This window comes from Streptomyces sp. 2-1 (genome assembly GCF_048564895.1).
Taxonomy (GTDB): Bacteria; Actinomycetota; Actinomycetes; order Streptomycetales; family Streptomycetaceae; genus Streptomyces; species Streptomyces phaeochromogenes.
Map to the genome: position 1 here is coordinate 5,544,108 of NZ_CP183383.1, position 24,289 is coordinate 5,568,396.

Genomic DNA, 24,289 nt, shown 5'->3' on the forward strand with positions numbered 1-24,289 from the left:
GATTCTTTCAGGGGCGCGGGGAACTGCGCGACCGGCCCCACCGGCCCGCACCCAACCAAGCAACCAGCAACCAGCAACCAGCAACCAGCAACCAGCAACCAGCAACCAGCAAAACACAAGGCGGGACGCTAGTGCGGGCCCGCCTCCGCCGCACTGATCAGCGCTGCGAAAGCGATCACGGCGGCCCCCAGCGCGGTCACGAACCGGGCGGGGAAGAAGCGAGTGGCAATGCGTCGGAACACGGCGACAACCTCGCATCGTCAACGTAGGCCAGCGTATTAAGTCTGCGTCATCGTGCGCTTAACGCGCCGCTTAACCTAGGGCGTGTTCGCCTCCGGGGCAAGGGCCTCATTGAGCCGATCGGCTGCCTGTCCGCCCGTCCTAACTGCCCTCTTGCAACGGGAAGTTGAATAGCGTGCGGGTGTAAGTCGACTTACTGGCATGCTTACGCCATGGCCGAGCGCGACGACCCGGGAATCATCGGGCGCAGAGTGCAGCAGCTGCGTACGGAACGCGGGCTGACACAGAAGCAGTTGGCGGAACCCGCCTACACACCCGCGTACGTCTCCACGCTGGAGGCGGGCCGCGTACGGCCCTCCGAAGAGGCGCTGCGGCACATCGCGGAGCGGCTCGGGGTCGCCTACGAGGAGCTCGCCACCGGGCGGCCCGCGCACCTCGCCACCGACCTGCGGCTGCGGCTCACCGACGCCCAGCGGACGCTGGCGACCGGCGAGGCGGAGGTGGCCGCCGAGCAGTACACCGCACTGCTCGCCGAGGCGGAGTCGCACGGGCTGAACGCCGAGTGCGCCGCCGCGCTCCTCGGCCTCGGCGAATGCGCCCTGTCCACAGGGGATCTGGGAACGGCCCGGCTGCGTTTCGAGGAGTCGGAGAAGCGGCTCGCGGACGCCCCGCTGCCCGTCCGGGTCCCGGCCCTGCGCGGCCGGGCGGTCTCGCACTACCTCGCGGGTGAACTCCGGTACTCCTGCTACCTGCTGGAATCCACGATCGACGAGCTGAACCGTGGCGGGCTGCACGATCCGGACGCCCTGCTGCTGCTCTACGCGGCCGTCATCGCCCCGTACATGGACATGGGAGCGCACGCACGGGCCGCGCAGGCGGCGGAGTACGCGCTCGCGCTGGCCCCGCAGGTCGGCGACCCCGCGCTGCTGGCCCGAATGCACCGGTCCGTCGCCCGCACGATGATCGCCGAGGGCCGTATCGCCGAGGCGGACGCCTCCCTGGGCAAGGCGGCGGAGCTGTACCGCCAGCTCCAGATCCGTACGGAACTCGCCAACTGCCACTGGATGCGCGGGTACATGCACGCGCAGAACGGCGACATGGAGCGCGCGGAGGGCGAGTTGCGCGAGGCGCAGGCCATGCACTCCGCGCAGCGCGCCACGCTCTACACCAGCCAGGTCGCCGTGGAACTGGCGGACGTACTGCACCGGCGCGGGAAGTCGGACGAGGCGGCGGCCCTGCTCCACGACGTGCTCGGGGACCTGAGTTCGGAGCGCGGGGCCGTCCACTCCGCGGCCGCGCACCGGCTGCTCGGCATCATCGCGGAGGACGCCCGGGACACGGAGACCGCCGAGGAGCACTACGTGCGTGCGCTCAGCCTTCTCGAACGGGCCGGTGCGGCGGGCGACTTGGCCGACCTGTGCCGGTTGTTGGGGGATCTGCTGCGGCGTACGGGGCGGATCGAGGCGGCTTTGGATGCGTACCGCACGGGGCTCGGCCACCGCACGGCGCCGGGCACGACCACGCTTGGTCCGGCGCCGGCGCACCCGCCGCTGTGACGAGAGCCTGATCCGCTCCGCGGGGGAGCAAGTTTTGACGTGCGGGTCAGTCGTGGCTAGGTGCGCCCACGCGGCGGAGCCGCAAATCGATACAGCCTCGCGCCCCTAAAAGCGTGCTGGGTCTCGGTTAAAAGCGTGCTGGGTCTCGGCCCAGGACGCTAAAAGCGTGCTGGGTCTCGGCCCAGGAAGCCTGCCAGGCGGTCCGTGGACGGGGCGGTGTCCGGCACCGGGACGATGTCGCCGAAAGGCATGCCCTCGCCCCGGAACTGGGGTGGGAGGGTGGCCTCCGCTCGGGTCAGGATCTCGGCCGCCTCCTCCTCCGTGTACGGGACCGGCTGCCCCGTGGCCACCGCCAGGTCCCAGCCGTGGACCGTGAACTCCATGAGGGTCATGTTGAGGACCATGGCGGCGGGCAGCTTGCCGTCGCCGGTCACGCCCACCTCGCGGTCGAAGCCGTACTTCTGCCATCCGGCGACCAGTCCGGCCGCCGCGGCCCGGAACTCACCGGCGGGGTCCGCCCCGGACCGGTACCGCGCGGGCTCGGCGTCGTACGCGCGGCCGTGGCAGCGGGCCTCGAACAGCAGCAGCCAGCCGACGAGGTGGTTGACCAGCGTCTCGACGTCGTAGTCCTCGCAGGGCGTCGGAGCACCCAGCCGCCCGGGCTCGACGCCCTCGATGAGGTCACCGGTCTTGGACAGAACACCCGAAAGCAGCTCGATCTCATCCATGTCCGGAGTCTAGGAGCGCCCGCGCACGCCGGTCTTGAAGAAACGCGTCAGGACAGCGGCCTCACGACGACGGCCTCACGGCGATGGCATCGCACCGACGGCATCGCGCCGACCGCGCGGACGTTCCCATCCCGGCCCGCGGGACGGCGTACGGCCATACGCTGGCCCGGTGACCTCACCCGCCGCACGCACCGCGCTGGACCTCACCGCCGACCTGCCGGTCCCCGCCCTCGAGGACCTCTACCGGGACCTGCACCGCCATCCCGAACTGTCGGGGCAGGAGCGCCGGACGGCCGCGAGACTCTCCGAGCGCCTCGCCGGGGCCGGGTTCGAGACGGTGGACGGCATCGGGGGCACCGGAGTCGTCGGGATGCTGCGCAACGGCGACGGGCCGACCGTCCTGCTGCGCGGCGACATGGACGCTCTGCCGGTCACCGAGGAGACCGGACTGCCGTACGCCTCCGAGACCTCCGGGGCCATGCACGCCTGCGGTCACGACCTGCACGTCACCTGGCTGACCGGCGCCGCCGACGCGCTCGCCGCCGGGCGCGACACCTGGAACGGCACGCTGCTGGTCGTCGGCCAGCCCGCCGAGGAGACCGGCGAGGGCGCCGCCGCGATGGTGAACGACGGCCTGTACGAACGTTTTCCGCGCCCCGACGTCCTGCTCGCCCAGCACGCGGCCCCCGGCCCCACCGGGCTGTACGCGCACTCGCCCGGACTGATCATGTCGGCCTCGACGGACGTCGACATCGTCGTGCACGGGGTGGGCGGGCACGGCTCGCGGCCGGAGGCGACCGTGGACCCGGTGGTGACGGCCGCGTACATCGTGACGAGGCTCCAGACGGTCGTCTCGCGGGAGATAGCCGCCCGCGAATCCGCCGTGCTGACGGTCGGCCGGATCGAGGCGGGCACACGGCACAACATCATCCCGTCCGAGGCACACATCGCTCTCAACCTCCGTACGCAGTCCGCCGAGGTGCGGGAGCGGATGCTGGCCGCGATCCGGCGGATCGCAGCGGGTGAGTGCATCGCGGCGGGCTGCCGGCGCGAGCCCACGGTGACGGTCGGCGGCAGCTTCCCGGTCACCGTGAACGACGCCGACACCGACCGCCGGGTGGCCGCCGTGCACGGTGAGGTGTTCGGCGTGGGCACAGTCCTCGACTTCGGCCCGGTGATGGGCAGCGAGGACTTCCCGCTCCTCGCCGAGGGCGGACTCCCGTACGCGTACTGGTTCGTGACGAGCACGCCCGCCGAGGTGTGGGACGCGGCGGGGAAGGCGGCCGGGGGCGACCTGATGGAACAGCTCGCGGCCGTGCCCAGCAACCACAGCCCGCACTTCGCACCCGACCTGGCGACGGTGGGGCCGGGCGTACGGACGCTGGTGTCGGGGGCGTTGGAGATGTTTGCTCGGTAACACCTGTTACCCGCTACCGAGCAGTACGTGTGACGATTGGGGCCCCTGAGGTTGAATCCTCAATAACCCCCCACCTTCACGGTCGGCACAGCGAAGGAACAGGACATGACCACCCCTGTCTCCCCTGCCCCCGCCCATCTCCTCGTCGTGGACGACGAGGAGTGCGTGCGCGCCATGCTCACCACGGCGATGGAGTTCCTCGGCTTCCGGGTGACCGGCGCCGCCACGGGCCGCCAGGCGCTGGAGGCGCTCTCCCGCCACAGCCCCGATCTCGTCCTGCTCGACGTCGGCCTCCCCGGCCTCGACGGCTTCGAGGTCTGCCGGACGATGCGTACCCGGGGGCACACCATGCCGGTGATGTTCCTCACCGGCCACGACACGGTCGACGAGCGCGTCCGCGGACTCGACCTGGGCGGCGACGACTTCGTCACCAAGCCCTTCGAGCTCAGGGAACTCGCGGCCCGGGTCCGGGCGCTCCTGCGCCGCACCTCGGTCCGCTCCGCCGAACGCCGCAGCCTGCTCGCCGGCGACGTACGGCTGGACGCCGACACCTACGAAGTCTGGTCCGGCGGACGCCCGGTGAGCCTGACGACCACCGAATTCGCCCTGCTGCGCTACCTGATGGAGAACCCCGGCCGAGTGCTGACCCGCGCCCAGATCCAGGAGCGCGTCTGGAACCACCGCGCCGAGGGCTCGGGCAGCGTCGACACGTACGTCTACTACCTGCGCCGCAAACTGGGCGGCCCCGGCCAGGCGCTGATACGGACCGTGCGCGGCGCGGGCTATCTGCTGTGCGCGGACTGAATCCGGCCGCCGGATCCCGAACCGTCCCCACCCGGGGCCTGGTTCAGGGTGCGGCTGACCGCCGCGTGACCAGGCGTCTACCCGCATAGGGATTTCTGAGGGAACTCTGATCAGGCCAAGACCGATTCGTGATCTTGGCTTGATTCACTTGCCTCTTGGAAGCGCGCTCCCCGGCGCCTTCCGGTGACGAGGAAAGGCTCAGCCTCGTCAGACCTGTGCCTGAAGCCGGCTGAGGTTGCGCTGGACATCGTCCAACGCGCCCTGCCGACGCCCCGGAACGCGCAGGCGCAGGTCGGCCAGCGCGGGCCCGAGCTCACGGGCCCGCGCGGAGTCCTCGATACGGCCCCACTGGTGATGCGCCCGGTCCACGGCCGCCTCGACACCGGGGGCGCCCGGCTCCTGCCCCGCGGCCAGCCGTACGTCGGCCACCGCCAGCCAGATCCGGCAGCTGAGCTCCGCGTCGCCCGCGAACATGGCCAGATCCGCCCGTACTTCCATCCAGTGCACGACCTCGTCGGCCCCGGGCCCGTGCGCCCGCAGCGCTTCCTGTTCCTGCCGCCCGGCCAGCTCCGCGGCCTCGGCATGCCTGCCGCTCTCGACGGCGGCGGTGATCTCGGCGTGCGGGTCGGAGGGCGGGGACGGGGGCGGAGGTGTCATGGGGGAGGCGGGGCCCGGCACGGGCGCCGGTAGGGACACCGGGACTGGCTCGGGCACGGGTACTGGAGGCGGCGCGGGCTGGAAACCGGGTACGGGGTGCATCGGTGGCTGTGCGGGATGCGTCGGCTGTGCGGGGCGTGTGGGCTGCGTGGGGTCGATCGCCAGCACGATGTCCCGGCGGGCGGCCTCCGGGTCCTCGCCCGACGACCGTGTCAGCGCCTGCTGGTGGAGGTACGCGATCGGGGGACGGTGGCCGCTGCGGAGGATCGTGGCCACGGACTTCATGTACGTGGGCGACGCCACCGCGCGTCGCGGGGGAGGCGGGGCGACACGGCCGTACAGCAGGGCGCCCGGTCCCACGGTGAGCGGCTGAGTGGCCAGGTGCTGCCAGGTCTCCGCGTCCGTGTGCAGGTCGACGAGGACCGTCGTACTGCCCGGTGTACGCAGCCGGAGTTCCTCGCGGATCCAGTGCCAGGGGAAGCCGGTGTAGCGGACGGTCGCGGGGGTCGTCCGGGCCAGCGCGAGATGCGGGAGCCGTTGGCGGCGGTCGAGTTGGAGCTGGCCGGTGAGGAAGACCGTGAGCGGGCCTGGGGCCGTCGCGGCGGCGCGCAGGCGGGTGAGGACGGCCTGCGGTTCCAGGGGGTCGGCCAGCTCGACGACGTTCGCCGTGTCCGTGCCGGAGAGCACGTCGGGGCCGACGGCGGCGAGTATCGGGAGTACGGACGCGGCGTCCACGAGGCAGCTCTTGCCCGTCGGCGACGCCGCGAGCAGCAATACGGTTCCTGGCATCGCCGTTGTCTCCTGCCCTTGGATCACCACGGTCAGCACGGTAACCGGTGCGGGTGCAAAGGGTGTTGGGGTGGGGGCGATAGGGGGTGGCTGGTGGGGGTTTGTTCGGCCTCTGCGGGCCGCTCCCCTACGGGGCCTGCCTCACCGCGAAGATCGTCGTGTCGTCCGCGACGTGGGCCGTGTGATGGAGGGTGCCGTCGTGGACCAGTTCCACCAGGCGGTGGGGGTCGGCGGCCCTGGGGTCGGTGGAGACGGCGAGGGTCACTCGTTCGAGGAGGGGGAAGAAGACGCCGTCGGCGTCGCGGGCCTCGGTGACGCCGTCGGTGACGAGGAGGAGGGTCTCGTCGGCGGCCAGGGGGACCGTGCGGACGGGCGGGACGCCCGCGCCGGAGCCCGCCAGAGCGGAGAGGCCGAGCGGGAGTCCGTCACCCGGCGGCAGGACGCGTACGCCGCGCGGGCCCGCCACCAGCGGGGGTTCGTGGCCGAAGTTGACGACCTCGATGTGGCCCGTGGGGGAGCCCGGGGGCGGGAAGGCGACCAGGACCGCGGTCGCGAAGCGCTCCACGCCCCGTGCGGGGTCGCCGTCCAGGTCCTCGCCGAGGTCGGTGACGTACTGGCGGTGGCGGCCCATCCGTACCTCCAGCCGTTCGGCGACGACGGTCAGGGAGGCCTCGTGGTACGCGGACTCGCGGAACGTGCCCAGCAGGGCGGCGGCTGCCGCGACCGCGGGCAGGCCCTTGCCCTGGACGTCCCCGAGGAGGACCCGGGTGCCGTGCGGGCCGGGCTGGATGTCGTAGAAGTCGCCGCCGACGCGGGCCTCGCTGTCGGCGGCGAGGTACACGGCCGCGTGGTCGAGGCCGCCCCACGGGGCGGGGAGGGGGCGCAGCACGGTGCGGCGGGTCGTGTCGGCCACGTCCCGCATGTGCAGCATCCGCCGCTCCTCCCGGACGCGTACGGCACACGCCAGGGTCGCCAGGGCGCCGCCCATGGCGACCAGGATGAAGTCCGGCAGGCCGGTCTGGTCCTGGTGCGGCCAGGAGGCGTCCACCTCGATGTACGTGAGGAGCGCGAGGACGGCGAAGGCGGCGGTTCCCCTGACGCCGCAGATCGCCGCCGCGATGCCGGGGACGAGGACGATCCAGGAGATGACCCTGAACTCGCCCGAGGTGTTCCAGTCGACCACCGCGATGGCGATGAGCAGGAGGAGGGGCGGTATCCAGGCCACACTGCGGCCGCGTACCCGGAGAAGCTGCTGCCGCCGGGCGCGGCCGGCCGGATCCGCGCCGCTCATCCGCCCAGCGAAGCACGACCGGGTGCTCGGCGCACGCCGACTTCCTGACTTGGCCACACCTTGGCCTGCGGCTTGGCCTGCGGCCGGCTCGCTATTGGGTGCGGGTGGGCGTGGTGTGTTGGGTGGAGGTGAGTTTTGGCCGAGTGCGCGGTTCCTCGCGCCCCTAAAAGATTGCGCAGTTCCCCGCGCCCCTGGAAGGCAAAAGCCAGGGGCGCAGCCCCGCTTTTAGGGGCGCGGGGAACTGCGCGGGCAACTCACACCCACCCGCACCCACAAGCAAGCCGGCGGCAGCCACCCCGTACACGACTTGCCACCGCGCTCCCCCAGGTGTGCTCTGGAAGGCAGGGGCGAAAGAGAGGAGTGCCCGATGACTCACGCGGCACCCGCACCACGCACACGCACCGCCACCACAAAAACGATGGCGGCCCCCGCGAAACTCGCGATCCCGGCGCTCGGCGGCATCGTCTACGGCTTCTGGACGTCCGGCATCGACCGCCACTCGGGCCCGATCACCGGCTTTAACGTCCTCCTGGGCGTGGTCACCGCGGTCCTGTTCGCCGTGGTCGCCCAGGGCATCCACACCGTCGCCCCACGCCTCCCCCGGGAGGGCCGGGCCCTCGCGTGGGCGGTGTTCGCGGGCATCTCGTTCGGCTTCCTCTACAGCCTCACGGACGCCAGCGTCCTCAAGTCCTCGGGCATCTCCCTCGTGATCGCCGCGGGCGTGTTCGCGGTGGTGTTCTACCGCTACTACACGACCGAGGACTGAACCGGAGTACGACGAACAACACGTACAGCGGCCTGTGCCCGTCGGGCACAGGCCGCTGTACGTGTGCGGGTGGCCCGGGCCTCACCCACAGCTCCCCGTCCCGGGCCACCCGTTCTCCTCGGACTCACCGCCCGCCGGGCACCCACTCCCAGCCCGAGCCCGAGGCGTCCCAGGAGCCGGAGAAGCTCCAGCTCCACGAACCGGACGCGCTCCAGGAGCCGGAGGAGCTCCAGGAACCGTCGTCGCAGCCGTTGCAGCCCCCCGAACCGTCGTGCCACCGGTCCTTCCAGGCCCCCTCGCAGGGGTCGGAGCACCGCGGCACCCCCGCCCCGCCGATGTCCACGAACGCGGCGCTCGCCCAGGCACGGGCCCCGACGAGCCAGTACCAGTGCGGGTTGCCGAAGACGTGCGAGCCCCGCGCCACACAGGCGACCCGGTCCTGGCTGCCGGGCGAGAGCCGCCCGAGCACGGCCGAGCCGGTGTCGGGATGGGCCCGCACTTTGAGGTCGCCGCGGGAGACGACGGTGCCCCACACCGGATCCTCGGAGCCGCCGTGGCCGGAACTGCCCGCCGCCAACCCGCCGGACGTCGTATCGCCCGCCGTCGCCGCACCGGCAGAAGCCGTACCGGCAGAAGCGGTGCCGACGGCGGCCACCGTCAGCACACCGCCGCTGACCAGGGCGATCGCAAGAGTTCGCAGGGCCGGAGTGATGCCCATGATCGGCCTCCTTCTCCCCGCCTCCGTCCCCAGAACCAGGAAACACCCGTTCGGGTGAACCCTCCACCGGAGCCCCGGGAGAGCGACGGAGAAATCTCCTGCCTCCCCGCCGATGAGTTTTCGGACGCCCCAGGGTCTGCATCTCGAGACCGATCGAGGACTGCGTCGACAGACCGATGCTCTTCGGGCCACGCGGACGCACCCTGAGAGCTACGGAAGCGGCGCGAAAGCACTCGAAGAGTCGAATACGACTCAAATTCGACTCACGACTCGAAGACGACTCGAAGACCTCGAAACACCACGATCAAGCCGAGAGAACGACGCGGATGGGCGGACCGACATGACGAGCAAGAACCGCACCGACCAATGGGCCGGGCCGGCCATCGAGACCGCGGGTCTGGTGAAGACCTTCGGCGACAACCGCGCCGTCGACGGCGTGGACCTGCGCATCGAGGCCGGCACGGTGTACGGCCTGCTCGGTCCCAACGGGGCAGGCAAGACGACGACCGTGCGCATGCTGGCCACCCTGCTGCGCCCCGACGGCGGCGAGGCCCACGTCTTCGGCCACGACGTCGTACGGGAGGCGGACGCCGTACGGACCAGGGTGAGCCTGACCGGGCAGTACGCCTCGGTGGACGAGGACCTGACCGGCACGGAGAACCTCGTGCTGCTGGCCAGGCTGACGGGCCACAGCAAGAAGGCCTCGTACGACCGGGCGGCCCAGCTCCTGGACGCCTTCGGGCTGTCGGACGCGGCGGCCCGCCAGGTGAAGAACTACTCGGGCGGTATGCGGCGCCGTATCGACATCGCCGCTTCCATCCTCAACACCCCCGACCTGCTGTTCCTGGACGAGCCGACGACGGGCCTGGACCCGCGCAGCCGCAACCAGGTGTGGGAGATCGTGCGGGCGGTCGTCGCCCAGGGGACCACGGTCCTGCTCACGACCCAGTACCTGGACGAGGCCGACCAGTTGGCGGCCCGGATCGCCGTCATCGACAAGGGCAAGGTCATCGCCGAGGGCACCAAGGGCGAGCTGAAGGCGTCGGTCGGCGCGGGAGCCGTGCACGTACGGCTGCGGGACGCGCACCAGCGCCCGGACGCCGAGCGGCTGCTGAGGCAGGCCCTCGACGCGGACGTACAGCTGGAGCCGGACCCGGTGGCACTGACGGCCCGGGTCGGAAACGGCTCGTCGAACGGCTCCGGGGCCGCCGAGAAGGCGTCCCGTGCCCTCGCCGAGCTGGCCCACGCGGGCATCACCGTCGACAACTTCTCCCTGGGCCAGCCGAGTCTCGACGAGGTGTTCCTCGCCCTCACCGGCAAGTCCGACCACGCGGAGACCTCACCCCAGCCGCAGACGCAGCAGCAGACGAAAGAGGCCACGGCATGAGCACCGCGACCAAGCCCACCAACGGCACAGACACCGCCGACCTCGCGCCGGTCAGTACCGAGAGCCTGGCCGCGCTGCTCGTCGCCACCGAGCGCCCGCCCCGGCCGAACGCGATCCAGACGTCCTTCACCTTCGGCTGGCGCGCGATGCTCAAGATCAAGCACGTGCCCGAGCAGCTCTTCGACGTGACGGCGTTCCCGATCATGCTGGTGCTGATGTACACGTACCTGTTCGGCGGGGCCCTGGCGGGCTCCCCGCGCGAGTACATCCAGTACCTGCTGCCCGGCATCCTCGTCATGTCCGTCACCATGATCACGATGTACACGGGCCTCGCGGTCAACATCGACATCGAGAAGGGTGTCTTCGACCGCTTCCGCTCACTGCCCATCTGGCGTCCGTCGACGCTGGTCGGCTATCTGCTCGGAGACGCCCTGCGCTATGCGATGGCGTCGGTCGTGATGCTGTCGGTAGGCCTGATCATGGGCTTCCGGCCGGACGGCGGCTTCCAGGGAGTGCTCGCAGGGGTGGTCCTCCTGCTGATCTTCTCCTTCGCCTTCTCCTGGGTGTGGACCATGTTCGGCCTGCTGCTGCGCACGGAGAAGTCGGTGATGGGCGTCAGCATGATGATCCTGTTCCCGCTGACCTTCCTGAGCGACATCTTCGTCCGCCCCGAGACGATGCCGGGCTGGCTGCAGGCCTTCGTCAACAACAACCCGATCACTCATCTGTCCTCGGCGGTGCGCGGCCTGATGGAGGGCTCCTGGCCGAGCTCGGAGATCATGTGGTCGCTGGGCTGGGCGGGACTGCTCGTCGCGGTCTTCGGCCCGGTGACGATGCGGCTCTACAACCGCAAGTAGCGCGGTTGCAGCGGCTCACGCGCTCCCAGGGGGCCCGATGTCCCCCGGAAGAACGCAATCCAGGCCCGGATGCAGTCACCCCGGCCGTGCTCCGATGGCGGAGGTCACGGCCGGGGTTCTTCCTTGAGAGGTGCGGAAAGTCCTCTCGGCGCTGCTGATCGTGCTCGCCTGCGTCCTCGTGCCGCTGGGCGGGCTCTCGGCATGGGCGAAGTACGAGATCGGCGACACCGGACGGTACGTCGACACAATGGCACCGCTCGCCGCCGGGCCCGACGTGCAGAAGGCGATCGCCGACTCGGTCACCGACGGGGTCATGAACCAGATCGAGGTCGGACCGCTGGAGGGCGAGGTCCGCGCGTACGTGCGCAGGGCGGTGCGGTCCTTCACCGGTACGGAGGCCTTCCGCGCCGCCTGGAACACGGCGAACCGGGCCGCGCACGACGCCGTCCTGCGGGCCCTGCGCAGCGGCCGGGAGGGCGCCGTCACGCTCGACCTGGCCCCCGTCACCGAGCAGCTGAAGTCCCAGCTGTCCTACGACCGGGTGCCGCTGGCGAACCGCATCCCCGTCGAACACACCGAGGTCACGGTCCTCGAGGCCCAGGAACTGGGCACGCTCCGAAAGGGGTTCCACGTGCTGGAGATCGCGGGCTTCTGGCTGCCTCTCGCGGCGGTCGCCCTGGCCGTCGGCGGCATCCTGCTGGCCGTACGCCGCCGCCAGGCCGTCACGGCCACGGCACTCGGCATGGCCCTGGGCGCGGCCCTGCTGGCCCTCGCCACAGTCATCGGCCGCGCCCTGACACTCTCCGACCTCCCCACCCATGTGTCCCGGGCGGCGGCGGGCACGGTCTACGACGCCCTGACCTCGACCCTTCGCACGGCCACCTGGTTCATCCTCGCCCTCGGCCTCACCGTCGCCGCCGTGACCTGGGTCATGGACCACCACGTGCGACGTCGCGCAGCGTCCGCAGCGCCTGCCCCAGCACCGGCACCGGAACCGACGCGAGCCCGAGCCTGACCGCGTCCGGCGCCGCCCGCACCCCCACCGCGAAGGCGGGCCCCGGCGTGACCGCGATCCCGCGCGCCGCCGCTGCCGCCGTGAAGGTGTCCGCGCGCCACGGCGGCGGCAGCTCCCACCAGGCGTAGTACGCACACGGGTCGGCGCGTACGGCGAATCCGTCGAGCAGTTCCGCGACGACCCGCTGCCGCCGGGCGGCGTCCGCCCGCCGGTCGGCGACCAGCCGGTCCACGACCCCGTCCTGGATCCACCGCGTCCCCGCCTCCAGCGCGAACCGTCCCGCAGTCCACCCGCCCGACCGAAGCGCCCCCGCCGCCTCCTCGACGCGCCCCTCGGGCACGACGAGGAACCCGACGGTCAGCCCAGGCGCGACCCGCTTGGACAGCCCGTCGACGACATGGACGCGCTCGGGGGCGTACGCGGCGAACGGCACACCCTCCTCGTGCAGGAACGACCAGATCCGGTCCTCCACGACCGGCAGCCCCAACTCCCGCACCACCTCGGCGAGTTCACGCTTGCGCGCGTCCCCCATGGTGGCCGAGGTGGGATTGTGCAGGGTCGGCTGGACGTACAGCGCGGAGAGCGGCGCGGAGTGGTGGGCGGCGGCGACGGCCTCGGGCAGCAGCCCTTCCCCGTCCGTCTCCAGCGGTACGAGCACGCACCCGATCCGCGCCGCGATCTCCTTGACCAGCGGATACGTCAGCGCCTCGACCCCCACCCGCCCGCCGGGCCGTACCAGCGAGGCGAGCGCGCCCGCGATGGCCTGCCGGGCGTTCCCGGCGAAGAGGAGCTGCTCCGGGTGGGGCCGCCACCCCGATCCGGCCAGCAGCCCGGCGACGGCCTCGCGCGCCGCGGCGGTCCCGGTGGCGGGAACCGTACAGGTCACCTCCCCCAGCACATCGGCCCGCAGCAGCGGCACGAGTCCGCCGGCCAGCAGCTCCGACTGCCCTTCCACGGACGGGTAGTTGAGCTCCAGATTGACGACCGTCGCGGTCGCCGGCTCGGCCAGCGCCCGCCCCGACGGCACCGGCGCCGCGCGTACGAACGTGCCGCGCCCGACCTCCCCGACGACCAGGCCCCGCCGCACCAACTCCCCGTACACGCGCCCGGCGGTGGACCCCGCGATGCGCCGCCGCTTCGCGAACACCCTTTGCGGCGGCAGCCGTTCACCGGCCTTCAGCCGTCCCGTGAGGATCTCCTCGGCCAGCCGGTCGGCGATCCGCCGATAGTCCTCCACGCCCACCCCTTCCTGGATTGCACCGAGGGCAAAGATCTTATTGCACCGAGGAGTTCCCGGAATCTATGGTCCTGAACATGGCTCCCTTTCTTCTGTACGAGGACAAAGGCGCGCATGCCTCAACCTCCGTGCCCCTCGTCCTGATCCACGGCCACCCCTTCGACCGCACCATGTGGGCCCCGCAGGTGGCCGCCTTCTCCCCGGACCGCCGGGTGATCGCCCCTGACCTGCGCGGTTACGGCAAGTCCCCGGTGGTCCCCGGGCTGACCCCGCTCGCCACCTTCGCCGAGGACATCGCGGCCCTCCTCGACGACCTGGGCGTACGCGAGTTCGCGCTGGCCGGTCTTTCCATGGGCGGCCAGATCGTCATGGAGTGCTACCGGCAGTTCCCCGAGCGCGTCCGGGCACTGGTCCTGGCGGACACGTTCCCGGCGGCCGAGACCCCGGCCGGCCGGAAGTCCCGCAACGACATGGCCGACCGCCTGCTCCGCGAGGGCATGGGGCCGTACGCCGACGAGGTCCTGCACAGGATGGTGGCCCCGTACGCCCACCCGGACGTGGCGGCCCACGTCCACCGCATGATGACGGCCACCTCCCCCGAGGGCGCGGCTGCCGCCCTGCGGGGGCGTGCGGAACGCCCCGACTATCGCGAACTGCTGACCCGCGTCACCGTTCCGACGCTGGTGGTGGTCGGCGAGGACGACGAGTACACGCCCGTGGCGGACGCGCAGGCCATGCACGCGGCGATCCCGGACTCCGACCTTCGGATCATCCCGCGATCGGCCCACATGCCGAACCTGGAACAGCCGGAACAGTTCAACGCGGCTCTGGCTGCGCTTCTGCGTCGTCTCTGAGTACGGCCCGGTGGGGCTGCGCCCTTTGGGGGCGCGGGGAACTGCGCGACCAGCACAAGCGGACCCTCACCCGGCAGCAGCCCTCAACCGTCCCCCCACATCCCCCGTCTTTAAGAGAGGATCCAGCAAACGGAAGGGGGCGAATTTGCGCAGCGCAACGGCTGAGACGGACGAGTGGACGGACGACGCCCCGGCGTCCCGCCACGGCGGAAGCCGGGCCGGCGCCTGGTTCGCCGCACTCCTGCTCGCCGGTGTGAGCACAGTCGTCGGGTGCCGCATCGCGGACACCGACGGCATCACTCCCGCACCGCAACTGCTCGCGTTCCTGCCCTGGCTCCTCGCCCCCGCAGCCGTCGCCCTCCTCTTCGCCGCCCTCACCCGCTGGCGCCTCGGCCTCGTCTGGAGCCTGGCCGTGCTCGCCGCGCTCGCCTGGTACATCGAGCCGTACGGAAAGACGTCGCAGCCCAAGGGCGCCCCGGTCGCCGAACTCCGCGTCCTCACCTCGAACGTCGAGTTCGGCCAGGCCACGGACGAACTGATCGACGCGATCAGGGAGCAGCGCCCCGACCTCGTCTTCGTCCAGGAATGCGAGTACGGCTGCGAGGAGAAGTTGCAGCAGGCCTTCGGGAAGGACAAGAACAGCAAAGGGGACAAGGGCGCCTACCCCTACCGGCAGGCGGTCGAGGGCGCGGGCTCCGACGGTTCGGTGATCCTCAGCCGCCATCCCCTCAAGCCGGCCGCGGGCATCCCGGCCACCATGGGCATGCCCGGTGCCACGGCCGATGTGAAGGGCCACGAGATCCGGCTCCAGCTGGCCCATCCCATGCCTCCGCTGCCGACACAGCTGTCCACCTGGCGCGGGGAACTGTCCGACCTCCGCGACTACGCGGCCACGAACCGCACGCGGCCGACCGTGCTCGCGGGCGACTTCAACGCCTCCCAGGACCACGCGGCCTTCCGCCGCATCCTGGACGCCGGGTTCGCGGACGCCGCCCGCCTCACCGGCGACGCCCGCACACCGAGCTGGCCGGCCAGAACGGCCCCGCCCCTCGGTGCCCAGATCGACCACGTCCTGGTGTCCCGGGACTTCTCGGCGAACAGGGCCCGCTTCCTGGACCTCGGAAACACGGACCACCGGACGCTCGTCGTGGACCTGACCCTCTTCAAGAACTCGTAGATCAGGGGCAGAGGCGGCGGGGGCAGCGGGGGGCTGAAAAGGCGACGCGGGCCGCCCCTGTGCAGGAGGGACGGCCCACGTCAGTGGGGGGTGGGTGGTACATCCAGGGGGACCTACCGGTCCTGGTTCACCTTCGCCAGTGCCTTCGCGAGTCCGTTGACCCACAGCTGGTCGACGCGGGCCCGCTCGGCCGCGTTCGGGTTCGCGTTCGTGCAGGACGTGCCGGGGCCGCCGCCGGACATCAGCTCGCTGCAGGGCCCGGTGTAGTGGTCGGGGAGCCCAAGCACGTGCCCGGTCTCGTGGGCGGTCACGCGCGTGGAGTCGTACTGCTCGTTCTGCGCGTAGTCGAGGAAGATGTAGCCGCTGCCGTGCCCGTCCGTGGAGGCGTACGAACCACGGGAGTCGTTGCCCTCGCGGTACGTGAAGTCGGCGTTGGAGCCGGACTGGAGCTTCACGTTCGAGACGGAGCTGTTCCAGATCTGGGTGCTGCGGGCTATCTCGGCGCTGAAGGAGGGCGCGGAGGAGGCGTTGTAGACGACGGTGACGGCGGCGGCCTTCGGGTTCGCGGCGCGCTTCTCGGCCACGGACTTCAGCACCGCGTCGAAGAACGCCTTGTTGGCCTTGGTCTCCTCGCCGGAACCGTTGTAGCCCGCGAAGGGGGCGGCCGGGGCGACGGGCGCGGGCGCCGCGGAGGCCGGTACGGCCCCGAGCACGGCGGCCGTGAGGCCGAGCCCGACCGCGGCCGAGAGAACGGGTGTGGACAGACGGGTGGACAGTCGCATCGATGACTCCTTGAGTGGGGGGTGAAGTCGTCATCGGTGAGTGTCTGCGTCTGTGAGGCGGCTGTGATGATGGCAATCGGAGATAGGACGCAGCTATCACCCGGTCAGAAACGATCACCAGTAGTCCACTACTGATCATTTAGCGATCCACATCCAACCCAACTCGCCCCCTTCAGTCGGGGTTTGTGCGTCTGGTGCGGCCCGTGTGACCGTCCTAGGCTCACCGCATGGAGCTCGAGGTGAGGCACCTCCGCGCACTGTGCGCCATCGCCGACACCGGCAGCCTGCACCGGGCGGCCCGGCAACTCGGCGTGGCCCAGCCCTCGTTGAGCACCCAGCTCAAGCGCATCGAGCAGGAGCTCGGCGGCCCGCTCTTCCTCCGCGAACGCACCGGCTGCCGGCCGACCCCGCTCGGCCGTATCGTCCTGGGCCGCGCCCGCCCGCTGGTGGCCGAAATGCGCGCCCTGGTCGCGGAGGCGCGGGCCGCCGCGAAGGACGACGACGGTCCCCAGCTCCGCATCGGCTCCACCGCGAGCCGCGCCCTCGCGGGCTGGCTGCGGCGGCTGCGCGCGCGGCAGCGGGAGCCGGTCCTCCAGATGGACGTCTCCCCGAACGCGCTGCTGCGCATGCTCGCCGACGGCCGGCTCGACGTCGCCTATGTGCACGAGGTGGAGGGCTGTCCGCTGCGGGTGCCGGAGGGGCTCGCGCTGCGCGTCCTGGTCGAACGCGAACCGCAGTTCGTCTCCCTGCCCGCCGACCATCCGGCCGCCGCACACACCGAGGTCCAGCTCTCCGACCTGGCCGAGGACCGCTGGATGATCGATCCCACGGTGGACGGCGAGTGGGACGCGGTGCATCGGATGCTGCGGGCGGCGGGGCTCAATCCCCGTGTGCTGCACGGGGATTACCACACGGCCGCGTCACTCGTCTCGACCGGCGAGGTCGTCACCGTGTGCCAGCCGACGTGTCAGCCCGGGCCGGCGATGGCCGTTCGGCGGATCCAGGGGGATCCGCTGGGTGTACGGCTGTTGCTCGCGGCGCGTACGGAGGGGGAGTTGGACTCCGTGTTCCCCGGGCTGTGGGAGGCGTACTCGGAGGTTGCCCGGGAGGCGCCGGGGTATCGGGAGTGGCTGGATCGGGTGGGTGTGTAGGTGCGGGTCGTGTGTCGGGTGCGGGTTGGTCGGGGCTGGGTGCGCAGTTCCCCGCGCCCCTAGGTGGCTAGGGGGCGCCCTATCTCGGATAGGGCGCCCCATCCCTCGTATCAGACGCCGATGTCGCAGCCGTCCTTGCGCCAGACCGCCACCACCGACGGGCGGACGATCTTGCCGGGGCCGTCGGGCCAGATGCTCGCCGGGTTCTCGACGGTCGCGCCGGTGATCTCGCCCGGGTGCTGGACCGCGACGAGGACGCGGCGGTCCTGGACGATGGGGCCGCAGGTCTCGGCGCCCTTCGGCACGGTGAGGAACTGCTTCAGCTCACCGCGGCGGTCGCCCTTCGTCGCCACGCCGAACAGGCCGTCGTGGGAGCCGAGCTGGGCGCCGTCGGTGGAGATCCACAGGTTGCCGTGCGGGTCGAAGGCCACGTTGTCCGGGCAGGAGATCTGGCTGACCTTGTCCTTCGGGAAGCCCGCGAAGTACGTGGCCGGGTCCTTCGGGTCGCCCGCGACGAGGAACAGCGACCAGGCGAACGTCAGGGCGTCGGCCCGGTTGCGGCGCTCGGTGAGCTCCAGGACGTGCCCGTGCTTGTTGGCGTTGCGCGGGTTGGCCTCGTCCGCCTTGGCGTTGGAGCCGACACCGCGGTTGGTGTTGTTGGTGAGGGCGACATAGACCTTGCCGCTGTGCGGCGAGGGCTGGATGTCCTCGGGGCGGTCCATCTTCGTGGCGCCCACCTTGTCACCGGCGAGGCGCGTGAAGACGTACACCTCCTCGGCGGTCATGCCCTCGACGTGCGAGACGGCGCCCTTGGCGGTGGCGGTGGCCAGCGGGATCCACGTACCGCTGCCGTCGAACTCGCCGTCCGCCGGGAGCTTGCCCGTGCCGTCGATCTCGGTCGCCGGGGAGTCGCCGGTGAGCTTGGCGACGTACAGGGTGCCCTCGTCGAGGAGGGTCAGGTTGTGCTCGCGGGCGGAGCGGCTGTTGCCGTGGCGCATCCGCTTGCTGCCGACGAACTTGTACATGTAGTCGAAGCGCTCGTCGTCACCGGAGTAGGCGACCGGGCGGCCGTCCTCCGTGAGACGGATGGTCGCGCCCTCGTGCTTGAACCGGCCGAGCGCGGTGCGCTTGCGGGGCGTCGACGTGGGGTCGTACGGGTCCAGCTCGACGATGTAGCCGAAGCGGTGCACCTCGTTCGGCTCCTGGGAGACGTCGAAGCGCTTGTCGAAACGCTCCCACTTGCGCTCGGTGGCGCCGGTGCCGATGCCGTAGCGGGCGTCCGTGGGACGGCTCGCGTTGGCGAAGTACTGGTTGAAGTTCTCCTCGCCGTGCAGCGTCGTGCCCCAGGGGGTCTCGCCGCCGGCGCAGTTGTTGAGCGTGCCGAGGACCTTCTTGCCGGTCGGGTCGGCGGAGGTCTTGAGGAGGTTCGAGCCGGCGGCCGGGCCGGTGACCCGGAACTCGGTGGTCGCGGTGACGCGGCGGTTGAGGTGGTGGCGGGGTACGGCGGTGAGCCTGCCGCTCTTCCGGTCCTCCTCGACCACGACGACACCCAGACCGTGGGCGGCCCAGGCGATCTCGGCCTGCTCGCGGGTGGGGTTGGCGGGGTCGTATCCCTTGAACATCAGGATTTCGTCCGTGTACTCGTGGTTCGCCACGAGCAGCTGACGGCCGCGCTCGCCCGGCAGCGGGAGCAGGGCGAGGAAGTCGCAGTTGTAGCCGAACTGGCCCGCCTGTGCCTTGGCCGTCTGCCTGTCCGGGTCGAAGGCCGGGGCGCCGCGCAGGATGGGCTCGCCCCAGCGGATGACGACGTTCTGGCCGTAGCCCTCGGGGACGGTCACGGCGTCGGCGGTGTTCGGCGCGACGGGCGTGAAGCGGAGGCCGCGGGCGGCCTTGCCGCCCGTGAAGGCGGCGGGCGTGCCCTCGGGCGCCTGGGCGGCGGCCGGGATCGCGCCCGCGCCGACGACCGCGCCCCCGGCGGCGGCGGTCACGGTCACGGCGGCTGCCGCGCGCATCATGGAACGGCGGCTCAGCGCTCCGGCGATGACGTCGCCGACGTATTCGTTGGCGCTGGTGTTGGGCGCCGGGTGAAAGCAGGCGTCACCACAGCGGTACCGACAGGTCATCTCGGAACGGCCGCCCGGGTGTGAGCCGGTCGAGCCGATCAACGGCAGCAGGTTGCGCACGTTCCCTCCCCTATGTCTGTGTCCGGCGTGACGCTATGGGCACGCCCGTGCGGGGGCGCAGCCATGAGGTGAACGAGGGGTGAACCCCCGGAGTCCGCAGGGGTGTCGAGGCAAAGGGAAGGTAAGGGGAACCTAACTTGGAGGCCATAATCGACCCTGCCCAAGATCTCCAAATCCTGCGGCTAACCTTACGTGTCCGTCCTGGCCAGGGATTGACGGAACCAACTCATGCGAAGGGTTGCGCACATGGGCATTCTCACCCGCCTGCGGAATGCGTTCGGAAAGTCACGCAAGGGGGACACTGCCGCTGTTGCAGCCACCCCTGCCGCCGAGCCGAGCGTGCCGGCGGCCCGACAGGAGACGGCTCCCGAGCCGGTGCCTGCGGCGGCGGCCGAGCCGGAGGCCACCGTGCCGGCCCCGGCCACCGAGCCCAAGGCATCAGTGGTGGACGAACTGGTTTCGGCGGCCTTCGACAATGTGACGGTCCCGAAGCAGGCGTCTCCGACGGCTGAGCAGGAAACCAAGGCCGAGCCGTCGGAAAAGGCCAAGGCCGAGCCGGTGATTGAGGCGGAGCCGACGGCTGAGGCTGAGCCGGTCGCCGAGCCGGTGGCCAAGGCCGAGCCGGTCATCGAGACGGAAGCGGCGGCAGAGGCCGAGCCGGTCGTCGAAGCCGAGCCTGAGCCGGAGACGAAGGTCGAGCCGGTCGTGGCAGCCGAGGCTGAGCCGGTTGTCGAGGCCAAGGCCGAGTCCGTCGTCGAGGCCGAGCCGGTGATGGCAGCCGAGGCCGAGCCCGTCGCCGAGCCCGAGCCGGTCGTGGACGCCAAGGCCGAGGCCGAGCCCGTAGTCGAACCCGAGCCGGTCGTCGAGCCCGAGGCCGAGGTGAAGCCCGAGCCCGTCGTAGAGGCGGAAGCGGAAGCGGAGACGGAAGCGGAGGTCAAGGCCGAACCCGTGGTCGACGCCGAGCCGAAGGCCAAGGTCGAGGCCAAGCCCGCCGCCGAGGCTGAGCCCGTCGCCGAGCCCAAGCCGGTTGTCGAGCCCGAGCCGGTTGTCGAAGCCGAGCCCGCCGCCAAGGCTGAGCCCGTCGTCGAAGCCGAGCCGGTCGTCGAGCCCGAGCCCGAGCCCGTCGTCGCCGATGTGACCCCGGAGCCCGAGCCCGTCGTCGAGCCCGAACCCGAGCCCGTGGTTGCCGAGGCCGAGCCCGAACCCGAGCTCGTGGTTGCCGAGGCCGAGCCCGTCACGGGCTCGAACGAAGGCGAAGCCGAGTCCGAGGGGACGGCCCCCGCCACCACCCTCGCCCAGGTCAAGGACCACGCCCCCGGCCTGCTCACCGCCTACGACGCCGCCACCGCCACCCTCGAGAAGCACAACCTCACCGGCACCCGGGCGAAGGTCTACCTCGTCCTGGACCGCTCCGCGAGCATGCGCCCGTACTACAAGGACGGCTCCGCGCAGGCCCTCGGCGAGCAGACCCTCGCCCTGGCCGCCCACCTGGATCCCACCGCCACGGTCCACGTCGTCTTCTTCTCCACCGAGCTGGACGGCACCGGCGAACTCGCCCTCGCCGACCACGAGAACAAGATCGACGAACTCCACGCCGGCCTCGGCCGCATGGGACGTACGAGCTACCACGTCGCCGTACAGGAAGTCCTCACCCACCACGAGAAGTCGGACGCCCCCTCGGCCCCGGCCCTCGTGATCTTCCAGACGGACGGCGCCCCGGACGCCAAGACCCCCGCGACCCAGTCCCTCACGGACGCGGCGAAGAACCACCCCGGCGTCTTCTTCTCGTTCGTCGCGTTCGGCGAGCAGGACAACAAGGCCTTCGACTACCTCCGCAAGCTCAAGACGGACAACACCGCGTTCTTCCACGCGGGCCCGACCCCGCGCGAGCTCACGGACACGGAGGTCTACGAGGGCGTACTGGCGAACTGGCGCCCGTAACCCCAGAGGAAGCACCACCGGGCCGCCCGCCTCCCACCCCTTAAAAGGGGGAGCGGGCGGCCCACCCATGTCGGCTACGATTTCAAGGTTCGTAAGACGGTCGACGATCGAAGCATCACTCACCGAACCGTCACCCCACGTAACGACCCGGGAGCAGCCCGCAATGGCTCGACACCTCATCACCAGCGCCCTTCCGTACATCAACGGGATCAAGCACCTGGGCAACATGGTGGGGTCCATGCTCCCGGCGGACGTGTACGCCAGGTACCTCCGCCAGCGCGGCCACGACGTCCTCTACATCTGCGCGACGGACGAGCACGGCACCCCGGCCGAACTGGCGGCGAAGGAGCGGGGCCTCCCGGTCGACGAATTCTGCGCCCAGGCCCATGACGCCCAGAAGGCGGTCTACGACGGCTTCGAGCTGGCCTTCGACTACTTCGGCCGCAGCTCGTCCCCCCAGAACCGCGAGATCACGCAGCACTTCGCCCGCCGCCTGAACGAGAACGGCTTCATCGAGGAGCGCGCGATCCGCCAGGTGTACTCCCCGGTGGACGGCCGCTTCCTCCCGGACCGTTACGTGGAGGGCACCTGCCCCCACTGCGGCTACGACAAGGCCCGCGGCGACCAGTGCGAGAACTGCACCCGCGTGCTCGACCCCACCGACCTGATCAACCCCCGCTCGGCGATCTCCGGTTCGACGGAGCTGGAGGTCCGGGAGACGAAGCACCTCTTCCTCCTCCAGTCGAAGCTCCAGCACGAGGTCGAGGAGTGGGTGGCGCGGCACGAGGACGAGTGGCCGCAGCTGGCCTCCTCCATCGCCCGCAAGTGGCTGACCGAGGGTCTGCACGACCGCGCGATCACCCGTGACCTCGACTGGGGCGTCCCGGTCCCGGCCGACACCTGGCCGGAGCTGGCCGCCGAGGGCAAGGTCTTCTACGTCTGGTTCGACGCCCCGATCGAGTACATCGGCGCGACGAAGGAATGGTCGGACAAGGACCCGGAGAACCGCGACTGGAAGTCCTGGTGGTACGAGGCGGACACGGGCGAGAACCCGGTCCGCTACACGGAGTTCATGGCGAAGGACAACGTCCCGTTCCACACGGTGATGTTCCCCGCCACGGAGCTGGGCGTCCGCGAGCCGTGGAAGAAGGTCGACTACGTCAAGGCCTTCAACTGGCTGACGTACTACGGCGGAAAGTTCTCCACGTCCCAGAAGCGCGGCGTCTTCACCGACCACGCCCTGGAGATCCTCCCCGCGGACTACTGGCGCTACTTCCTGATCGCCAACGCCCCGGAGTCGGACGACTCGTCCTTCACCTGGGAGCACTTCACGTCCACGGTGAACAAGGACCTGGCCGACACCCTCGGCAACTTCGTCAACCGAGTCCTGTCCTTCTCCAAGAAGCGCTTCGGCGAGGAGGTCCCGGCGGGCGCGGAGGCGGGCGGCCCCGAGACGAAGCTGGGCGAGGAGATCGCGGCCCTGCTCTCGGAGTACGAGACCCAGATGGAGGCCCTCCAGTTCCGCAAGGCCGCGGCAGCCCTGCGCGCCCTGTGGTCGGCGGGCAACTCCTACCTGGAGGAGAAGGCCCCCTGGCTGGAGATCAAGACCAACCCGGACGGCGCGGCCCTCACCCTCCGCGTCGCGATGAACCTCATCCACCTCTACTCGGTCATCTCCGAACCCTTCATCCCGGCCTCCTCCAAGGCGATGCGCTCGGCATTCGCCCTGCCGGACGACACGGCGACCTGGGTGACGGCGGCCGAAGCCAAGTCCCTCACCTTCCTCCCCGCCGGCATCCCCTTCACGGTCCCCCCGGTCCTCTTCGCCAAGATCACGGACGAGGACCTGGAGACGTACAAGGAGCGCTTCGGCGGCGCACCGGAGTAGCCGCGGAGGGCACGCGCGCGACAGGAGGCGGGGAGGGCGTCACAGGACGCCCTCCCCGCCTCCTACGTTGTCGACGTCAGTACGCCGACGTCAGTGGGCCGACGTCAGTACGCCGATCTTGTCGATGCGGTGTTCGGGGTTGCCGCGGTCGTCGCGCCAGAAGTTTCCGGCCGCGTTGTCCTCGGGTGTCGCGCACGTCGAGATGGTGATCATGGCCTGGGTGGGGGTCCGGCCCGGGAAACCCGGGACCTCCGCCCGCTGTTCGGCGAGCGAACGCTCGGAGCGGAAGGAGGTCTCCCTGGTGCCGGTGATCTCGTACTCGTACACCCTGCCGCCGGACGTGACGACGACCAAGTCGCCCTTGACGAGGGACGGGAGGTCGCGCAGCGGGCCGCCGGCGGAGAGCCGGTGGGCCGTGACGAGGTAGTTGCCGACCTCACCGGGCCCGACCCCGCCCTCGCTCCCGTACGGACTGGCTCCGACGCCACCGTTCTGGATCCGGGTGCCCGGCCAGTCGTCGGTCGTCCCCTCGTACGGGACGACGCGCAGGCCCTTGAGCCCGATCGCCGGGATGGCGAGTCGGGCGGTCCGGGTCCGGGTGTCGCTCTCCGTCGGAGGTGCCGGGCTCGCGGAGGACGGGGTGGGGGCCGGAGCCGAGGTGGCGGGGGCCGTCGGTACTGGGGCCGTCGTGGACGTGTCCCGTGGAGGCTTCGCGGAGGTGCCCGTCGGCACGGTCTCGTTGGAACAGGCCACGAGCAGCGCGACGACAGCGCCCATGAGCGCGCCGGAGAGTATTCGGGAACGGGACATGGCACTCGGGATCGGTAGCCGGTTCCGGGTCGCGCCACCAC

20 protein-coding genes are annotated in these 24,289 nt (G+C 71.0%); 12 read left to right on the plus strand and 8 right to left on the minus strand.

Translation table 11 applies throughout. The features are described 5' to 3' along the window. Window positions 1-452: 452 nt before the first annotated feature. Window positions 453-1,796 (plus strand): helix-turn-helix domain-containing protein, encoded by a 1,344-nt coding sequence (locus ACN20J_RS24360; protein WP_055617147.1) that lies wholly within the window; start codon window positions 453-455, stop codon window positions 1,794-1,796. A gap of 158 nt (window positions 1,797-1,954) precedes the next feature. On the opposite strand, the gene ACN20J_RS24365 is transcribed toward ACN20J_RS24360, so the two are convergent. After that, window positions 1,955-2,524, minus strand: coding sequence for a TIGR03086 family metal-binding protein (locus ACN20J_RS24365; RefSeq protein WP_419666792.1), 570 nt, complete (start codon window positions 2,522-2,524; stop codon window positions 1,955-1,957). Window positions 2,525-2,693: 169 nt separating this feature from the next. On the opposite strand from ACN20J_RS24365, the gene ACN20J_RS24370 reads away from it, so the two are divergent. Continuing rightward, window positions 2,694-3,941 carry an amidohydrolase gene (locus ACN20J_RS24370; protein ID WP_419666793.1) on the plus strand — a complete coding sequence of 416 codons (1,248 nt, stop codon included), beginning with the start codon at window positions 2,694-2,696 and terminating at the stop codon, window positions 3,939-3,941. 105 nt (window positions 3,942-4,046) lie between these two features. Beyond that, window positions 4,047-4,745: a response regulator transcription factor gene (locus tag ACN20J_RS24375; protein WP_190230728.1), complete on the plus strand. Its 699-nt coding sequence runs from the start codon at window positions 4,047-4,049 to the stop codon at window positions 4,743-4,745. 207 nt (window positions 4,746-4,952) lie between these two features. On the opposite strand, the gene ACN20J_RS24380 is transcribed toward ACN20J_RS24375, so the two are convergent. Both ACN20J_RS24380 and ACN20J_RS24385 read right to left on the minus strand, forming a co-directional pair. Beyond that, window positions 4,953-6,191: a hypothetical protein gene (locus ACN20J_RS24380; protein ID WP_419666794.1), complete on the minus strand. Its 1,239-nt coding sequence runs from the start codon at window positions 6,189-6,191 to the stop codon at window positions 4,953-4,955. Between the two features lie 127 nt (window positions 6,192-6,318). Continuing rightward, a complete protein-coding gene (locus ACN20J_RS24385) occupies window positions 6,319-7,482 on the minus strand; it encodes a PP2C family protein-serine/threonine phosphatase (protein WP_419666795.1) in 1,164 nt (387 codons plus the stop codon). Window positions 7,483-7,849: 367 nt separating this feature from the next. Here ACN20J_RS24385 and ACN20J_RS24390 point away from each other — a divergent pair, with 367 nt between their 5' ends. Then, the gene (locus ACN20J_RS24390; RefSeq protein ID WP_419666796.1) at window positions 7,850-8,248 is read left to right on the plus strand and encodes a hypothetical protein; all 399 of its coding nucleotides are present in this window, start codon (window positions 7,850-7,852) and stop codon (window positions 8,246-8,248) included. 124 nt (window positions 8,249-8,372) lie between these two features. On the opposite strand, the gene ACN20J_RS24395 is transcribed toward ACN20J_RS24390, so the two are convergent. Continuing rightward, entirely contained in the window at window positions 8,373-8,966 is a 594-nt protein-coding gene (locus ACN20J_RS24395) for an SH3 domain-containing protein (RefSeq protein ID WP_419666797.1), read from the minus strand. Between the two features lie 340 nt (window positions 8,967-9,306). On the opposite strand from ACN20J_RS24395, the gene ACN20J_RS24400 reads away from it, so the two are divergent. The 3 genes from ACN20J_RS24400 (at window position 9,307) to ACN20J_RS24410 (ending at window position 12,225) form a co-directional block, all read left to right on the plus strand. Continuing rightward, window positions 9,307-10,353 carry an ATP-binding cassette domain-containing protein gene (locus tag ACN20J_RS24400; RefSeq protein WP_419666798.1) on the plus strand — a complete coding sequence of 349 codons (1,047 nt, stop codon included), beginning with the start codon at window positions 9,307-9,309 and terminating at the stop codon, window positions 10,351-10,353. Continuing rightward, on the plus strand, window positions 10,350-11,210 hold the full coding sequence (locus ACN20J_RS24405; protein WP_419666799.1) for an ABC transporter permease: 861 nt from the start codon (window positions 10,350-10,352) through the stop codon (window positions 11,208-11,210). Before ACN20J_RS24400 ends, ACN20J_RS24405 begins: the two co-directional genes overlap by 4 nt. Before the next feature lie 130 nt (window positions 11,211-11,340). Further along, window positions 11,341-12,225: a hypothetical protein gene (locus tag ACN20J_RS24410; protein WP_419666800.1), complete on the plus strand. Its 885-nt coding sequence runs from the start codon at window positions 11,341-11,343 to the stop codon at window positions 12,223-12,225. Here ACN20J_RS24410 and ACN20J_RS24415 read toward each other — a convergent pair. Further along, window positions 12,140-13,462: a PLP-dependent aminotransferase family protein gene (locus ACN20J_RS24415; protein WP_189841409.1), complete on the minus strand. Its 1,323-nt coding sequence runs from the start codon at window positions 13,460-13,462 to the stop codon at window positions 12,140-12,142. The two genes, ACN20J_RS24410 and ACN20J_RS24415, sit on opposite strands and share 86 nt — an antisense overlap. A gap of 77 nt (window positions 13,463-13,539) precedes the next feature. Here ACN20J_RS24415 and ACN20J_RS24420 point away from each other — a divergent pair, with 77 nt between their 5' ends. After that, window positions 13,540-14,316, plus strand: a complete 777-nt coding sequence (locus ACN20J_RS24420) for an alpha/beta fold hydrolase (RefSeq protein ID WP_419666801.1) — start codon at window positions 13,540-13,542, stop codon at window positions 14,314-14,316. 145 nt (window positions 14,317-14,461) lie between these two features. Beyond that, the gene (locus ACN20J_RS24425; RefSeq protein ID WP_419666803.1) at window positions 14,462-15,493 is read left to right on the plus strand and encodes an endonuclease/exonuclease/phosphatase family protein; all 1,032 of its coding nucleotides are present in this window, start codon (window positions 14,462-14,464) and stop codon (window positions 15,491-15,493) included. Between the two features lie 113 nt (window positions 15,494-15,606). Here the strand turns inward: ACN20J_RS24425 and snpA are convergent, their stop codons facing one another. Next, window positions 15,607-16,275, minus strand: coding sequence for a snapalysin (gene snpA / locus ACN20J_RS24430; protein ID WP_055614209.1), 669 nt, complete (start codon window positions 16,273-16,275; stop codon window positions 15,607-15,609). Between the two features lie 227 nt (window positions 16,276-16,502). Between snpA and ACN20J_RS24435 the strand changes: the two genes are divergently transcribed. Then, on the plus strand, window positions 16,503-17,426 hold the full coding sequence (locus tag ACN20J_RS24435) for a LysR family transcriptional regulator (RefSeq protein WP_362296940.1): 924 nt from the start codon (window positions 16,503-16,505) through the stop codon (window positions 17,424-17,426). A gap of 110 nt (window positions 17,427-17,536) precedes the next feature. Here the strand turns inward: ACN20J_RS24435 and ACN20J_RS24440 are convergent, their stop codons facing one another. Continuing rightward, a complete protein-coding gene (locus ACN20J_RS24440) occupies window positions 17,537-19,609 on the minus strand; it encodes a PhoX family protein (RefSeq protein ID WP_419666804.1) in 2,073 nt (690 codons plus the stop codon). Window positions 19,610-19,855: 246 nt separating this feature from the next. Here ACN20J_RS24440 and ACN20J_RS24445 point away from each other — a divergent pair, with 246 nt between their 5' ends. Together ACN20J_RS24445 and metG are read left to right on the plus strand one after the other, a co-directional pair. Next, window positions 19,856-21,550 carry a VWA domain-containing protein gene (locus tag ACN20J_RS24445; protein WP_419666805.1) on the plus strand — a complete coding sequence of 565 codons (1,695 nt, stop codon included), beginning with the start codon at window positions 19,856-19,858 and terminating at the stop codon, window positions 21,548-21,550. A gap of 163 nt (window positions 21,551-21,713) precedes the next feature. Continuing rightward, entirely contained in the window at window positions 21,714-23,438 is a 1,725-nt protein-coding gene (gene metG, locus ACN20J_RS24450) for a methionine--tRNA ligase (RefSeq protein ID WP_419666806.1), read from the plus strand. Window positions 23,439-23,528: 90 nt separating this feature from the next. On the opposite strand, the gene ACN20J_RS24455 is transcribed toward metG, so the two are convergent. Continuing rightward, window positions 23,529-24,248 (minus strand): sortase domain-bontaining protein, encoded by a 720-nt coding sequence (locus ACN20J_RS24455; protein ID WP_419666807.1) that lies wholly within the window; start codon window positions 24,246-24,248, stop codon window positions 23,529-23,531. Window positions 24,249-24,289 lie beyond the last annotated feature (41 nt).

Bases quoted from the DNA above. Each gene is read 5' to 3' on its own strand.
- snpA (WP_055614209.1), bottom strand. From the start codon at position 16,275: ATGCGACTGTCCACCCGTCTGTCCACACCCGTTCTCTCGGCCGCGGTC.
- ACN20J_RS24385 (WP_419666795.1), bottom strand. From the start codon at position 7,482: ATGAGCGGCGCGGATCCGGCCGGCCGCGCCCGGCGGCAGCAGCTTCTC.
- ACN20J_RS24395 (WP_419666797.1), bottom strand. From the start codon at position 8,966: ATGGGCATCACTCCGGCCCTGCGAACTCTTGCGATCGCCCTGGTCAGC.
- ACN20J_RS24455 (WP_419666807.1), bottom strand. From the start codon at position 24,248: ATGTCCCGTTCCCGAATACTCTCCGGCGCGCTCATGGGCGCTGTCGTC.
- ACN20J_RS24435 (WP_362296940.1), top strand. From the start codon at position 16,503: ATGGAGCTCGAGGTGAGGCACCTCCGCGCACTGTGCGCCATCGCCGAC.
- ACN20J_RS24400 (WP_419666798.1), top strand. From the start codon at position 9,307: ATGACGAGCAAGAACCGCACCGACCAATGGGCCGGGCCGGCCATCGAG.
- ACN20J_RS24405 (WP_419666799.1), top strand. From the start codon at position 10,350: ATGAGCACCGCGACCAAGCCCACCAACGGCACAGACACCGCCGACCTC.
- ACN20J_RS24445 (WP_419666805.1), top strand. From the start codon at position 19,856: ATGGGCATTCTCACCCGCCTGCGGAATGCGTTCGGAAAGTCACGCAAG.
- ACN20J_RS24390 (WP_419666796.1), top strand. From the start codon at position 7,850: ATGACTCACGCGGCACCCGCACCACGCACACGCACCGCCACCACAAAA.
- ACN20J_RS24375 (WP_190230728.1), top strand. From the start codon at position 4,047: ATGACCACCCCTGTCTCCCCTGCCCCCGCCCATCTCCTCGTCGTGGAC.
- ACN20J_RS24420 (WP_419666801.1), top strand. From the start codon at position 13,540: ATGGCTCCCTTTCTTCTGTACGAGGACAAAGGCGCGCATGCCTCAACC.
- ACN20J_RS24360 (WP_055617147.1), top strand. From the start codon at position 453: ATGGCCGAGCGCGACGACCCGGGAATCATCGGGCGCAGAGTGCAGCAG.
- metG (WP_419666806.1), top strand. From the start codon at position 21,714: ATGGCTCGACACCTCATCACCAGCGCCCTTCCGTACATCAACGGGATC.
- ACN20J_RS24365 (WP_419666792.1), bottom strand. From the start codon at position 2,524: ATGGATGAGATCGAGCTGCTTTCGGGTGTTCTGTCCAAGACCGGTGAC.
- ACN20J_RS24380 (WP_419666794.1), bottom strand. From the start codon at position 6,191: ATGCCAGGAACCGTATTGCTGCTCGCGGCGTCGCCGACGGGCAAGAGC.